The 15,643-nt window shown below is 40.3% G+C and carries 10 protein-coding genes; 2 read left to right on the top strand and 8 right to left on the bottom strand.

Translation table 11 applies throughout. From position 1 onward, the window contains the following. Positions 1-342 precede the first annotated feature (342 nt). On the bottom strand, positions 343-606 hold the full coding sequence (locus MTO98_RS09655) for a hypothetical protein (protein ID WP_243486448.1): 264 nt from the start codon (positions 604-606) through the stop codon (positions 343-345). 143 nt (positions 607-749) lie between these two features. Then, positions 750-1,583, bottom strand: coding sequence for an RteC domain-containing protein (locus MTO98_RS09650; protein WP_243486447.1), 834 nt, complete (start codon positions 1,581-1,583; stop codon positions 750-752). 608 nt (positions 1,584-2,191) lie between these two features. Between MTO98_RS09650 and MTO98_RS09645 the strand changes: the two genes are divergently transcribed. Further along, positions 2,192-4,945: a lantibiotic dehydratase gene (locus tag MTO98_RS09645; RefSeq protein ID WP_243486446.1), complete on the top strand. Its 2,754-nt coding sequence runs from the start codon at positions 2,192-2,194 to the stop codon at positions 4,943-4,945. Between the two features lie 4 nt (positions 4,946-4,949). On the opposite strand, the gene MTO98_RS09640 is transcribed toward MTO98_RS09645, so the two are convergent. Next, positions 4,950-5,663 (bottom strand): LytTR family DNA-binding domain-containing protein, encoded by a 714-nt coding sequence (locus MTO98_RS09640; protein ID WP_243486445.1) that lies wholly within the window; start codon positions 5,661-5,663, stop codon positions 4,950-4,952. Then, entirely contained in the window at positions 5,660-6,709 is a 1,050-nt protein-coding gene (locus MTO98_RS09635; protein ID WP_243486444.1) for a histidine kinase, read from the bottom strand. Before MTO98_RS09635 ends, MTO98_RS09640 begins: the two co-directional genes overlap by 4 nt. A gap of 645 nt (positions 6,710-7,354) precedes the next feature. Between MTO98_RS09635 and MTO98_RS09630 the strand changes: the two genes are divergently transcribed. Next, positions 7,355-7,699: a hypothetical protein gene (locus MTO98_RS09630; protein ID WP_243486443.1), complete on the top strand. Its 345-nt coding sequence runs from the start codon at positions 7,355-7,357 to the stop codon at positions 7,697-7,699. Positions 7,700-7,746: 47 nt separating this feature from the next. Here MTO98_RS09630 and MTO98_RS09625 read toward each other — a convergent pair whose 3' ends face one another. The 4 genes from MTO98_RS09625 to MTO98_RS09610 form a co-directional block, all read right to left on the bottom strand. Further along, positions 7,747-9,183 (bottom strand): TlpA disulfide reductase family protein, encoded by a 1,437-nt coding sequence (locus MTO98_RS09625; RefSeq protein WP_243486442.1) that lies wholly within the window; start codon positions 9,181-9,183, stop codon positions 7,747-7,749. Positions 9,184-9,197: 14 nt separating this feature from the next. Further along, on the bottom strand, positions 9,198-10,595 hold the full coding sequence (locus tag MTO98_RS09620) for a RagB/SusD family nutrient uptake outer membrane protein (RefSeq protein ID WP_243486441.1): 1,398 nt from the start codon (positions 10,593-10,595) through the stop codon (positions 9,198-9,200). 9 nt (positions 10,596-10,604) lie between these two features. Then, complete coding sequence (locus MTO98_RS09615) at positions 10,605-14,192, bottom strand: SusC/RagA family TonB-linked outer membrane protein (protein ID WP_243486440.1); 3,588 nt, start codon at positions 14,190-14,192, stop codon at positions 10,605-10,607. A gap of 201 nt (positions 14,193-14,393) precedes the next feature. Next, positions 14,394-15,578, bottom strand: a complete 1,185-nt coding sequence (locus MTO98_RS09610; protein WP_243486439.1) for a FecR family protein — start codon at positions 15,576-15,578, stop codon at positions 14,394-14,396. Positions 15,579-15,643 lie beyond the last annotated feature (65 nt).

Below are 15,643 nucleotides of genomic sequence, written 5' to 3'. Positions count from 1 at the left end.
AGGTTATAAAAAATATTTTTTGTTAAGTCCGAGGTAAATTTTGAGGGCAATGGAAGCAGTCGAAAGTACCTGCTATGTTGATCCTTATTGATTATGAAGAAGTTGGGGAAAGAGAAGGGATAGAAAACGTTTAAGGAATTTTCCTGAAAAAAACTATAACGTTATGAAACGTTATAAAAATAGTTTAGCCGCTTTTTTTCTCAAAGATTTAGTTAATGGATACCCCCGATGCAAATTCGGCAAATTGAACCATGCAAAATTTCTATTTGCGGCTATACCCGTAAAACAAAAAAACGGCCCCCATATGGGAGGCCGTGTCTGTTTTAAAATGGATGGTCTGATTTAAACTACTTTTCGCAAAGGCTTTTTCTCCTTGTCGAGTAGACGTTTGATGGTAAGGGCGCTGAACCACAAAAAGTTCGTTTGTCCTAATGCAATCTTCCCAAGTAGTTGCGGGGCATTTTCGGGGCTGATGTGCATAAAGTAGCCTAAAATAGCTCCTTGTTCACTCTGATCTTCTAAAAGTGGGCCGTGTTTTAGCATCCTGAAATCGCTAATCGGGATTTTTAAAAGCTTAGCCAGTTGTTTGTCTGAAAAATGCTCCATAAAAATTCTAATTGATGATACCATAAACATAGAGCATTAAATTTCAATGAACGAATGCCCTTATGGGATTTTGACAAATGTCATGCTATCAATTATTTTAAACACAAGTAGCTCCTAAAAATTCTTATTTGCAATTATGATTTTTATTCATCTTTTTCGTCGAACTTATCTTCGAGGGATTGTTTTACACCATCCACATAGGGTGTCCTTCCTTTTTTGCGTATGCCAAAGCTATTGATAACAGGAAAGGGATTGCCAACACGGATGTTGAAAAAGACTTCGGCAGCAGAAAGGAATTTCAGGAAGGCAATCTGACCAAAATTTATAGAGCCTTTGGTATAGATGCCCAACATCAGTTCTATAAAGGCGGCATTTGAATCAGTCCATGTGATATTTGTCTGTTTTTTCCTCGGTTCGCTTATCCGGTCTGATTCCTTAAATTCTATTGCACGTAGTAAAAATTCCCGAAGCTGCTCGTATGCCTGTAATTTACTAAAGGTGATGCTGTAAGGTGTAGAAAAGTTACGGTCAAGGTCATGGGCATATACGGGTTGTTGTCCTGTATCGTTACCATTTCTTAAAAAATAACTTTCATCGGAATGGACCTTTCCCGTCCGGTAATAATTATAAAGATGATGGTTGCGGGCAAAGAAATGTTCAACGGCAACCAGGCATTCAGAGTAATAGTTCTTTAACTTTTTACGGCTCCCAAGTGGTTTATCACTTTCTAACGCGAGAAGTTCATCAAAATAGATCAGCTCCTTTTGAAACATGGGTTTGATCTCCTTAAAAAACTCAATTTCTTCTTCGGCGCTTTTAAACTGATAGTCTAATATAAATTCCTTTAGCTTCTGCATGTGCGCACCCACGGTATTATAAGATTGCTCTGCAATTTGAAGATTATCGTCTGTACCTACACTGATCTGTTGTAGTTCCAAACGCATCCGGGCCAAAAGCTCAGTTGTAAATTTTTTCATAAGTCTTTCTTCTCTTGATAAATGTTAAGCTTTAATCCAGTTCTAATTGCAATCGAACAGGACAAAAATAAAGGCACTTTTGAGATAGGGATTCATGAAAAAGGGTCATAAAAGGCTGAAGCAGGATAATTTGCAGCCGAAGTACTTCATTAGGACGCGAAGTATTTTAGGAGTGCAAGATTTAAGGATTCATTTACTACCTGTTAAATTTTGGTCGTGGTAAAGGTAAAGCGTGAATCACCATTATAAATGAAATGCAATACTATTTTAAAATAACTTTAATATTATTTTAGCTGTATGTTATAAAAGCAACACACATAAATGTAGGCGAATTCGCTGTTAATCAATCCATATGATCCGTGTTCAAACACGCCTTTTTTATAAAGCGGACATTGAAAACGAAGCTGAATAGTAATGTTGGAAGCCCTGAATTTTAAGTATACGCAATCAAATAGCGGGCTTACGCCAAAAAACAGATAGTATACGACATTTATTTTTACCATTTTTCATTATTGCCGATGTTAGGAGATCTAACAAAAGTAATGATCAAGCCAGTTTTACATCCAACCGTAATTTTCAGGGTTCCACGATTTTCCTATCAGCAATCTATGGCAGAGAATTGGGATGCTTTAAAAGAATGTATCAAAACCTCTTCCCCGGAGTTTTTCGGGATCGTCGCGACAATGAGTTTTGCAGAATTAATGAACAGTGACCCCAAAATACAACTCACGGCAAGGAAATATTACATCAGGGCTACTTACAGGAGTACGCCTTTTGCCCATTTTTCAGGTGTAGGCGTTACCTCCATGAGTTGGAATAATAGTGCAGCTATTATTTTAAAGGACAGCTTTAAAATACATTCATATGCAGACTGGTCCGTTCGACCAGCGATGCATATACCGTTGAAAAAACAGATTGAATGCAATGTTTTATTTTTTGCGAACACTACTTTTTATATTGTGGGGGCAGAAATCCGTTTTATCCAGAAGTCAGGGAGCGATTTTCATATCTCCGCTGTAAAGTTTGATAAAACCATCATCAATATTTTAGACAGCTGTACTTCTCCCCGGAGCTTCGAAGAGCTTTCCGGATTATTGAATATTAACCCGAAAATGTTAATTGAGTACCTGGAAGACTTGTTGGACATTCAACTGCTCATTACTTCCAATCATGTAAATATTATAGGTCAGGATTTCTTTTCGAGGATGGGTTTGCAAACTGCTAAAGATAATAAGCAATATCTTATTTCAGAAAGCAATTCCTTATCAGGACAATTGGATCAAAAGAACTTTCGACACCTGCCTGAGTTGGTTTTGAAAATGCAGCAAATACTTGATGTAGGTAAAAACAATGAACTATCAGAATTTAAGAACCGGTTTATAAAAAAATTTGAATTAGCGGAAATTCCCCTGATGATTGCGCTCGATCCGGAAGCGGGTGTTGGATATGGCGATATGGAATCACATATGGACGAAAATCGGATCATTGAACTTTTGCCACAAACAAATATTAAGGACAATCCAGCCGTCAATGGAAACTTCAAAGATGTGATTTATAAACTCATTGTAGAAAAAACACTGAACAAAGGACATATCGATTTAGAGGAAATAAACACTAAAGAACCAACAAGAGAAGTTTTGTTGCCGAACAGTATACAAGCAATATGTGTCCCTGTGGATGATGAAATCATGCTTCAATCATTAGGTGGGATAACGGCAAATGCACTATTAGGCCGTTTTGCAGGAAGCATCCGGCCTATTTACGAACATTGCAAAGAAGTGGCCTCACTCGAACAGGATAGTAATCCGTGCGTATTATTTTTCGATGTAGGTTATACCAAAGAAGACCGCGTTGACAATATTAACCGGCGGCCATCCTTTTACGACTATCAATTTAATATCCTCAATTATGATACATCAGACGTTCCACTCTGTGCAAATGACCTATTTATAAGTGTTCAACAGGGAGAAGTTATACTCCGGTCCAGATCGCTTGATAAGAGAGTGGTTCCGAGGTTTGCATCTGCATATAATTATAGGCGCTCTGATTTGCCATTGTTCCGCCTTTTAATGGATATACAATCACAGGGATTTCAGGGCAATCTCCTTTTCAGGCCATCCGAATATGTTTCAGGTTTATCCTTTTACCCGCGTATCCAATTTAAAAACATTATTGTTGCCCCCGCGATATGGTTGCTTAAACAAAATTTACTAATGGGAACCGAATCATGGGAGGATAAATACGAGAAATTATTACGTTATTTAGCGGCAAACGTATCCTGTCGATACATTAAGGCCGGCAAAAGTGACATGATGCTTTTTCTCGATATTCACCAGAAGCAGGACGTAAGCATACTACTTTCGTTATTGGGACAGGAACAAGAAGTTTATATTGAAGAAGCCTATCTACCGAAAAAAGCGGCTTTTTACAATTCAGGCAATCAGCCTCTTTTACCTCAGCTCATTATTACGCTGACCCACAAAAATCAGATTGCCGGGGCATTACCATCAATTATTACACAATCCTATAAACTCGAAAAAAAACAATGGGTGGCTCCTGGCAAAGATTGGCTTTATTTCGAAATCTATGGTACGCCCGTACATGCAGATGAATTATTGACCACTAAAATCAGTAAATACCTACAATTACATAAGGCTTCCTTTTTAAAGTGGTTCTTTATCCGGTACAACGAAAATGGCGACCACATCAGGTTGCGTTTACAACTTAAAGACCCCTCCAATGGATATGACATTGTAAATAGGCTTACAGCGCTATTAAGTGACGATCTTGAAACGGGTAAAGTTAACGATATCAGGCTTTGTACTTATAAAAAAGAAGTACACCGGTATTCCGGGCAGCTTATGCAAAAGGTAGAAGGCCATTTTCATAAAGACAGCATCTTTGTTTTAAACATGCTTAAAAACATGCTTCCTGATTTTGCAAAATACCGGCTTAGCATGGCTATCTTAGATCATGTCTACGAAAGTCAGGTCATTGCCACAAAGGATATCAATGTGATCATTAAAATAGTTTCCGGGAGTTTAAAATCAGAGCACCGGTTAAATAAGGAGAGCTTGAAAAAGATTAATTTAATGTACAAAGACTTTGTACGGCAACCAGTTCCTGATTTGTCGAAAAATGCTTTACGGCTACATCTGGATTTGCAAAAATCAATGGTCGGAATCCTTGACATTTGCCCCGTTCATGACAGACCTAAATTATTGGTTGACCTTATGCATATGCACATCAACAGGCTATTTAACGCAAATCAGCGTTTACACGAATTTGTTATTTACGAACTGTATCGTATGGATAGAAAAAAACGCTTTTTCCTGCAACAAAAAAGTGCTATGATTTTTTGAATACTTAAAACATGGAATAAACTATTTGCATGTAGGTTGAACCTATCTCAAGGTTATCTTTGCCGTCTTTAAATAAAAGTTTATTTCCGGATATCGCCTTTACAAAGGTCATATTGACTATGTAAGATTGATGTATCCTAAGGAAAATATCTTTTGGTAGCGTATCTTCCATATAGCCAAGTTTACGCATGATCATTACAGGTTTTTCTTTTGATACCAAATGCAGGTAAACCACCTTGTCATCAGATTCAATATATTTCAGGTCATTTAGCGCAAATTCAACAATGCTGGTCGGGCTAACTTTAATAAAAATACTTTTCTGCTCATGCCCGAATATGGCTATCCTATTTAGTGCACGAAGTTTTTGCCTCGCTTTATTAATTGCATCCATAAAGTCCCCCGCATTTAATGGCTTTACAAGATAATCCACTGCATCCAGGCGGAATGCTTTTAAAGCGTAGTCCGTAAATCCGGTAATGAAAATAACGACAGCTCGGGCGCCAATAATTCGAGCAAACTCATCACCAGGTAGTTCTTCCATGCCTATGTCCAGTAGGATAATATCAACATGTAGTTTTCCGGAACTAATTAAATTCAAAGCCTCCATTGGGCTTGTTAATTTAGCAACCAGCTTAAGGTCAGGGATCATCCTAACCATTTTTGCGGCAGCATTCACACCATGCAGTTCATCGTCAACAATTAATACTCTTAGGCTCACATCTGAATCTTTAAGGTTAACCGGAAGGTTTCTTTAGTGTCTTCAATATGTAGCTCATGTGATGCAGGAAAGTAATAGCCCAATGTACTGCCAACGCTTCTTATACCCATCCCTGTTCCCGGATGTGGGTTAAGCCTCTTATAATTAAATGTACTGAATGTGAATTGCCGCATGGCCATGTGCACGCTGATACAAGGTCGGAAGTCAGGGTCTTTGACAATACCATACCTGAATATGTTTTCAATAAACGTTAGAAGCGTTGAGGGTGGAATTGTTGCACCTTCGATAGAATCATCGAGTTCCTCTTTAAAGTCAATAAAGACGTTTCTGTTAGCCAATAAGTAATGAAGCTCGATCTGATTTTTGATTTTTTCGATTTCCTCTGAAAGCAATACCGTTTGGGTCCTAAGTATATCGGTCATGGCATGTCTTATAATACCGGAAAATAGCCCTACAGCCAGGACAATTTCGGGAATAACCCCGTCTGCTTTTTCTTTAATATAATTTAAGGTATTAAACAGAAGGTGTGGGCTGAGCCGCATTTGTGTAACGATGCTTTCAATTTTTGATTTTTCTGTTTCAGCCAGAATTTTGCCTTCCAATGCCTCGATGTAGTTCTGTTTGAGTTGTTCGTTATATCTGAAAAGCCCAAGTAAAAAATTTAATCCTATCAGAAGGGTTAAATTGGCCAGTGAATACATCGCCTGATTGAAGGACACAATGAAATACAGAAATTCGATGGCACTTCCACCATGGAAGCTATTGAGGCTCCTTATGCTGCCATACAAAAGGATCAAAATAATTAATCTTAATACACCTTTCTTTGTGGTCTTTCGGCTAAAAAATGGCGGAACAGCCCAATAGTATAAGATAAAATAAGCAATAATTTGAAGCAGAAAATGCAAGTCTCCCCTGAAAGAGGGGTGGATATGGTCGCATATCATGAGTAGGATCTGAAGTCCAATAATCCATAATAAAATCAGCAGATGCTTAGCGACTTCCGGAAATTTATAGATTTTAAATGGCTCCATTTTAATGTCGTTCATAAGTTCACGCCTGTGTAGTTATAGCTTACGCCAAAAAAATAATAGTACACGAAATAGATTTGTTTATGGTTACGGGTTGATAGTACCTTTAGGTCACCAAAGCAATTCAGCTGCGGTTAACGAGTAAAAATTAAAATGGTAAAGCAAAAAAAAACAAACAGGGTATCGGCTTCACGCAAGTTGTATGGTTTTAAAAACAGTGCTATCAGAAACAGTAAAATGGCTTCTGATTCAATCTCAATAGTGATTTCTCACGGAAGCTCTTGCTGTTAATCTTATCGGTGCGGGATTCCGCACCGGCTTTTCATTCCGAATTTTTAAAAGTATTTTATCACTCAAAATTCTAATCATATGTCAAAACGCAGATAATAAATTTACATCAGACATGAATCCAATGTGAGTTTAATTAATTGAAGCCACTATAAGTTTTCCCTATTCCTACCAAGCGATTTTTACGTTGTTTATTAGATTGGTTAATTAGCCTACACTGTTCCAAATTCGCGACGAGATCTTCCTGACAATCCTTTTCTTAACTAATGAATTGATGCGTCCCATGCACGTTCATCCACTTGGCTTGGTGTTTCATTTAAGGCTTGCCTGGAATACAAATTCTTTTTGCAATTAATAATTTCAAAAACCAACAAGATGAAAAAAATTATCTTAGCAGGTGCCTTTATGGTTGCCGCGTTTACTATTGCAAATGCCCGTACCCCAAAAACAGATGCAAAATCTGACGCAACAACAACTGAAGCAGTTGCTGCACCAGCCGAATCCAAAACACAGGCAAGTTTTATTTATTATGTCATCAGCAGGGATGACGATAACGGAACTTACCAGTTGTCCGAAACCCCGGCTCCAAACTGTGGCGTCGGTACAAATTCTCCATGTAAAATAACAACAACATCCGATCAGTCTGCTACATTGGAAATGTCTCAGGCAGACGTAGACGGCGGTGTTGGGGTTACCATTAACAGCAGGCACAATTTGTAAATTGGAAGCTTGGTCAATTACAAAAATAAGGCAGGGATTATCCTGCCTTATTTTTGTAAGGAGTTGATCAGTTGCTTAAGGGTTGCTGCATTATATAGCCTTTTAGAATCATAATCAACCAAATTGCCGTATTGATCAAAAAGCATTACTGTCGGGAATTTAACAATGCTGTAATCCTTAAAAAACGGATCATCACTATATTTTGTAGTACCACAAAGATTAATTTCTCCGTCAGAACTATACAATCCCGATTTTAAGGCCTTCTGCCAGCGGCTTTTGTCCCTGTCGCCTGTTACAGAAATAAAAGTGACGTCTTTATCTTTATAAAGCTTTTTTAATGGCACTACTACAGTTTTGTAAAAATCTTCGCAAGGGCCGCATCCGGGAATCCAAAAGTCGATTACTAATATTGACCCTTTAAAAGCATCCAGTTTCACGGTATTGAATCGTGTGTCTTGCAAAGCGTAATTGTAAATCCTTTTGCTATTAATGGATTGGATGTATTCCAATTCAGATTTACAGTCCGGATCTGTAATAAAATTCTTTGCTTCCCTGATCAGGCTGTCCCTGGAGCTGTCCATCCTGCCGACTGTAAAGCCGTAAACTATAAGCTCATCGCGCAACCTTTTATTTTCTATAAGTTTTTCCTGGTCAAATATCCATTTGTAATCTAACTTCCCGTTTGCAATAAATGAATCATTGTTGTATTTCCTGAAAAGATAGAGCAACACCTCTTTGGATTCCGCAATACCTTCACTTGTTAAGCTTGTGAGGTCATCCAGGTTAAATCCAACGGGATATCCCTGCATGGTATTGTATCTTTTCAGCGTATCGGAAAAATCGCCACCCGTGCGTGTTATTGCTTTTGAAAATATAAGATCGGCTTTCAGGACATTATAACTTAGGTTAGAAACTTTAGCCTTAAAGGATTCCAGTAAAGACAATTGTTTTAAGGCGACAAGGGTATGTGTATCCATTGTCCGGCCATCCTGCAATGTTTCTTTTTTTTCATAAAGGGCTTTAAATCTCAAAGTATATTTATCTGACCCGTTGCCGGAAAATTTGCAGTCCGAATAGATACCCGTTCCACTTTGGGATTCCTCATTTGATAATTGCAACTTTATACTATCGCCTTTTTCCCAAAAATAAGGTTGGAGTATGTCCCGGTAAGGCTCGTTGGAATGTTTTACGTTACTGGTCTGTAAAATAAAATAACCACAATTGTCGCTGACATCTATATCAAAACTGTAAAAACCTTTCTGGTTTAGCACTGCAAAATATTTCCGCGTCCTGAAAATATTCCTGTCCCTGTAGAATCTATTGATAAGGCACAGGGCCAAGGTATCCTTCTTTCCTGCCTCCTGATATTCCACATCTAAATGAAATGCCGACTGTTTAACCTTGGCAGTTTGGGCATTACAATAATTTGCTATAAAAATTGTAAACAATATGATGCTGAGATATTTTATTATTGAATCTGTCATGTTCGGTTGTACATTTAATGCCTTTGATTCTGAGTTATACCGCTAACCTGGATTTCTTCATCGGGTATCGGAAGAACATAATTTGGGTCGTTTGGCGGCAATGTATAGGTCACGCCGTTGGAAACCCTTTTTAATGTTACCTGAAACTCAGTGTCTTTATTGAGCCTCCTTAAATCTTCCCATCTTACCTGGCTTGTTAGCGGCAATTCCTTCCTCCGCTCTACAAGGACCTTTTTGAGTGCATCATCAGCATTCACAGCGGTAAGGTCAGTAAACGTCCCTGTCCGATACCTTTTTTTCAGCAGGCTGTTTAAGTCAACCATTGCGGCATCAACATGTCCAAGCCTTGCGTTTGCCTCTGCCCTTATCAGGAAAATTTCATTTGTCGCAAGGCCGCAAAAATTACTGACATCGCCGCTATAACTACCCCTGAACTTGACATTTCCAACGCCGGCACTGCTATCATAAAAAAGCGATTTCCTTAAGTCATTATCATTATAGGAATTATAAAAGTCATCGGGAATATCCTGAAATTGATAATCCGCATTAGCCCAGGTTGTAGAATATCCCCCCTGGGCATAAAACAGGATTTCGGGATTGCCGGCACCAAAGGCGGGAAATCGATATGTCAGACTTGCTGAAACAAGGTTACTGTTGAAGTCAAGGAGTTTGTTGTTGGACTTTAGCATTTCATCCGAATAGGAAAAGGCGTTTTGATAATCTTCCATATTCAAATAGATTTTTGCCAGTAAGGCAAGCGCAGCATCGTGGCAGGGACGGTAAAGCGTTACCTGCTTTTGGGATAAAAGCGAGGCTGCCTGCTTTGCGTCACTGATCATCTGATCGTAGGTAGCCTGTACAGATGACCTCTTTTCTATAACATTTACATCGGAAGTAAGCCTTAAAGGTAATCCCGCATCCTGTAATGCAGAGCCTTTATCATAAGGCTTGCAGAACAATTGGGCTAAAGTGTAAAGTGCAATCGACCGATAGAAATAAGCCTGGCCAAGTACATTGTTATAATTGGCATCGTTGTGGTCAGCTTTTCCGATTCCATCAAAAACGACATTTGAAAGTTCTATGATGGTGTAGGGATTGCTCCAGCCTTCGTATTCCCCGCCAATCCAAATGTCCTTTGACCATAAATAGGCGTTCCGTTCGATCTGGATTATGGAATTAAGGTTATCATCAGGGACCGTTATATTGTCTGTTCCCACGAGGCCGAGGGTAGAAAATGTATTATTTATCACATAAACATTGTCTAACAATGCCTGAAAATCGGCCACGGTTTCCGGGCGGACATCGGACTTGTTCCTTTTAACATCCAGCCAGTCATCCTGCTTCTTGCAGCCGGCCTGCGTGATTAGTGCCAGGCATATTATGATTGAAAAATATTTTGCAGTTAATTTCATGGGATTTAATTAAAGGGTTGCATTAATACCAAAAGAAATGGAAAAAGGGCTTGGTACGGTGTGGGCTACGCCCCGGCCATAGGCGTCCGGGTCAATGCCGTATTTATTGGCCCGCCAGATTATCCCGAGGTTATTCGCGTATGCAAAAACCTGTAGCCGGTTAAAAACCTTAGTCCTGTTTAATAACTGTTTTGGGAAATCATAAGCCAGGCGGATATCCTGTAGCCGGATGTGGTCTGCCCGGTTTACGAGTGCCTGCGAATAATTATAAAACGTATTGCGTTTTGCGTTGCTGGGGTATACCAAAGAGGGTACGTCTGTATGGGTTTCATCCCCCGGCTTTTGCCATCTTCTTGAATAGTCGGAGTTGGCATAATAGGTCAGGATATCCTGATAATTAAGGTCGAGTGCCGGCCTCCTGAAATAATAATCCAGCTTATAGACAATGTTTACAGATAAGGAAATCCCTTTATAACTAAAATCATTCCTCAGTGAACCAAAATATTTTGGCCTTGCCGAGCCATTGAATACCAGGCTATCAGGGTTGTAGTTATTGATGATCCCATTATAGTCTTTGCTTACCTTTCCATTAAGATACCCCTGTGGGTCACCGGTTGCAGGATCCAAACCTGCCCATTTATAGCTATAAATGCTGTACAAAGGCTTCCCGACAACACCTGCCATACTGCTTTGCATGGAGGTCGCTGTCTGGATGACATCGTAACTCGTCAATTTATCATTGAGGTAGCTGGCCAGTAATGTGGTAGCCCATTTAAAATTGCCTGTGAGGTTATTGCTTTGAAGGGTGAGGTCTATGCCATTTGTACTTGTACTGGCACTATTGCTCATAAAAGAGGAAAAGCCGGTTTGCAGTGCCAAAGGTGTGTTTTGCAAAAGGTCAAGTCCATCTTTCCTGTATAATTCAATGGTGCCATTGATCCTGTTGTTGCGAAGGGCGAAATCGAGCCCCAAATTTATATTCTTTACTTTTTCCCACCTAAGCTCCGGGTTCGGTGCCGTATTTACAGAAATATAACTCAGCCCTGTTTCCGTGGCAGTCCAATAAGCACCGGTGAGGTAAGCGGAGCTATTGTATACGTTGCCATTAAAGCCATAAGATGCCCTGAATTTTAGGTATGGAAGCCATGCAACATTATAAAAATCCTCCTTGTTGACCTGCCAGCCAATGCCTGTTGACCATAAGGGGGTTATTTTATCATTCGTTTTTGCGCCGAAGATATTGGCGCCATCCTTTCGCCCACTCAGGTTAAAAATATACTTATCATCATAGGAATAAGCGGCATTAGCATAATAGGAAATATATCTGTAGGTCGTGCCAAAAATGCTGTTGCCACCTGCCGGTATGAGTGCCGAACCGGATGGGTTTGTGGGAAATGAAGAAACATAGTTAAGAGCATCATTGGAAGTGCCGAACTGGTCATTATATCCATATGAAATCCCATTGTAACCTTCTGTCTTTATCTGTCTTACCTCTGCGCCTGCTATGGCAGTAATATTATTTTTTTGGATTTGCTGGTCGTAGTTAACCTGTCCTCTAAGGCTATTGGAGTGCATTTCATAATTTGAGGTGTTCAGAATAGCACCCAATGGAAAAATGTAATTGAAGGTATTAGTTGAAGCGTCATATTGCGAAAATTTATTGATCAGGTTTCGTACATAATAAGTCTGCTGGCTTTGTAAGTTGCGGGCATCGGTAACCTGGTTTTCGTTTTGGTCCTGTATTTCTATATTCAGCTGCGGCAGGATTTTATATTTTGCGCCGACCCGGAACAGGATATCTTTTACCCTCGTATTATAGTCTGCATTATTGATCTCATCCAAAGGCCTGTAATTCCAGTCCAGGAAACCTTTGGATGCCGCATCAGCAATATATCCGGGACTGAATCCCTTTACGATTGGCAGGGCGTTTCCATTGTCGTCGGCAAGCCTGGCATATGGATACAGGTTCTTGTATTTTGCATTGATACCATAATCGCTGCCGTATAAATTTGTGGTATTGTTTGTGGCAGTATTGCTTTCCGTATAATTCAGGTTGGCAGCGATTTCAAGGTTCTTGACAGGATAATAGGTATTTTGGCTGTTAACGGTGGTCCTGTTATAGCCATTGCGTACCACGTTATCCCTGTTGTCATCCCTGCCAATAGAAAGCGAATAGGCAAGTGTAGGGCTTCCTCCCCTTATCGCCAGTGAATATTGTTGGTTTATTGCTTTCTGGTAGACATATTTATAAAAATCTTCCCTGACGTCATTTTTACGCAGTACATCCAACTGGCTTTGTGCGTCTGCCCCAGATATCAGTCCTGATCTCTCCTTATCAAGTATGCTGACCACGGGGGAGACAGGAGTTTGGGCGGTAGTGTTTTTTAAGTCGGCATTAAAAAAACCTTTATTAAACAGGTAGGTTTCAACATCAATATAATCGGCGGCGTCGAGGTAATTTTTGTCGTAAAAAAGATCGGGTTTATTTTTTATTGTTAGGCTACTATTAAAATCGATACGCATTTTTTCATTTTTCTTGCCTTTTTTCGAAGTAAGCACAATAACCCCGTTTCCCGACCGGGCTCCCCAAATGGATGCCGCCGCCGCATCCTTAAGTATAGTGACCGATTCGATATCATTTGGATTAATGCTGGAAAGCTCACCATCGTAAGGGAAATTATCCAGCACTATTAAAGGGTTGGTTGAACTGTTGATCGTGCTTTGCCCACGGATATTTATACCGATGTTTTTATTGAGCGGATCCGGTCCGCCAATTGTGCCGAGGGCCTGATTATTAAAAAGGACGCCTGAACTGATTCCGTTGATACGGTCTAAAATATTTGTTGTCACGCTCCGGTTGACAAGCGCATTATTTAATTGTACAAACGAGCCTGTCGCCCTTTCTTTAGGTATTTGTTGATAGCCTGTACTTACAATACTCACCTGATTCAAGGAAGTAACATTGACTTTAAGGGTTACTTTAAGGTAAGAATCGGGGACATCAGATACAGGAATGGATGCAGTTGTATAGCCGATTAACCGGATCGTCAAAATGCTGTTTGTAGGTAAGTCCTTTATTTCAAAACTACCGTCACTCTTCGATATGGCTGATAGTTTTGTGCCTTCGGCAACTATAGCTGCCCCGGCTAAAGGATTGCCCGCCGTATCGGTAACGATGCCACGTATCGTGATACCATCCTGTGGGCTGACCTTTGGCTTTTGTTGTGGCGGCTTGGCTTTTACCACAATGGTTTTGCCGACGATCTCATAGGTGAGCGTTTGATTTTTAAAACACTCGTCAAGGGCTTTTTGAATACTTACATTTTTTAGTGTTAGCGTTACTTTTGATGTGTTTTCAAGCAGATCATCCTTGCTGATAAGGCTATAGCCACTTTGTTTTTTGATCTCATCCAACACGGACTGAATGGAGGCGTTTTTTACGCTGAGCGTAATTTGCTGTGCAAAGACATTTGCACGTACCTGCAAACAAAATGTAATAATAATAGCTATAATAAGTCGCATGATACGGAACAATTGATAAAGGCTACTGCGCTTTTTTTCGGGTAAAGGCGGGCCTTCGCATGATTTTAAATTCATACTTTTGTTTAGTTGGGTTAATAAATCAATTCAAGGGATTTGTTAAAGGAGCTACTGCCCCCAACGCCGCCGAAAGTGCTTCGAACACTTTCGGCTTTGTTTTTTGCGGGGTTCATTAACTAATTTTGATCTTAATATTGCTTCTTGGGTTTATGCCATACGCATTGGGTTTTATTGGTTAGTAATCTGTTTTTATTTTCTTCATTGGGTTATGATCAGTTTACGTCCCTGTTGAACAAAATGGACATTGTAAATTTCAAGTATGCGCAGCATCGCTGACAGGTCGGCCTCCCGCGATACATCGCCGGAAATGCTGAACTCCGGTGTCTTGCCTATATATTCTATATCGACATTATACCACCTTGAAATCTGGCGCAGTACGGTTTTTAAGTCTGTACGCATAAAAGCCAGCTTGCCGTCTTTCCATGCCGTGGCTACATAAGTATCGGTTTCGGTAACAGTCAATTTGCCTTCTGTCAAAGACGATTGTTGCCCTGGCGCAAGCAACGCATGGTTTTCGCCATAGCTCACCTTTACAGAGCCTTCCAAAAGAGTAGTGGCAATACGAGGTTCATCCTTGTAGGCATTGATGTTGAAATGGGTACCGAGAACGGTAACTTTCTGGTTGGAAGCACTAACGGTAAACGGCCTTGTTTTATCCTTTGCCACTTCAAAGTAGGCTTCACCGGTAAGTTCTACTTCACGGCTTTGTCCTGCAAAGCTCACGGGATAACGCAGTGAGGAGGCGGCATTGAGCCATACCTTCGTGCCATCCGGCAACTCAATTTCATACTTTCCGCCGCGTGGGGTTTCAATGGTGTTAAATGCAATAATCATATCAGGGTTGGTCGCTTTGGCATTTTGGGTGTAGGTCAGCTTGCCTGCCGTCGAGTTGGATGCCTGTATGCCCACCTGTATGGCAATCACCCCGGCTGCATTTTTGCCAAGCAGTACTTTTTTACCGTTAGCAAGGGTCAGGATGGCCTTATCAGAACCGGGCGGGACATACATTGGATGTGGCCTGAGCGATACCATCTGTTGTTTTGCCGGCTTCATTAAATAAAAGGTGAGCGACAGCCCGATTGCAATTACAATGGATGCCGCTGCCAGGAGCCTCACCCGAATTGAAATAGACTTAGATTTTCGCCCGGACAAAATCATCTGTTGCCTGAGGCGTTGAAGGCTTGCCGCTGAATTATAGCCTTGCATTTTTTTCAATGCTTCCTTTTGTTCATTTTCATCTAACAGCCTGCGGAACAGTGGTTCGTTGCCATTTTTGCGCCACTCGTCGAGTTCCTGTAACTCAGCAAAATCAATGGCACCGTCCATATAGCGGCTGATAAGATAAACGATGCGTTGCGAATTGGAGAAGTCGGTCGGTGCCATCTTTGCAAGTGTATTTAAGGTAAATACACCCTTGTTATAAAAAAGTACCCACAGGGGTTACGATT

This window comes from Mucilaginibacter sp. SMC90 (assembly GCF_022811725.1).
Taxonomy (GTDB): Bacteria; Bacteroidota; Bacteroidia; order Sphingobacteriales; family Sphingobacteriaceae; genus Mucilaginibacter.
This window is presented reverse-complemented; position numbering and strand designations above follow the sequence as displayed.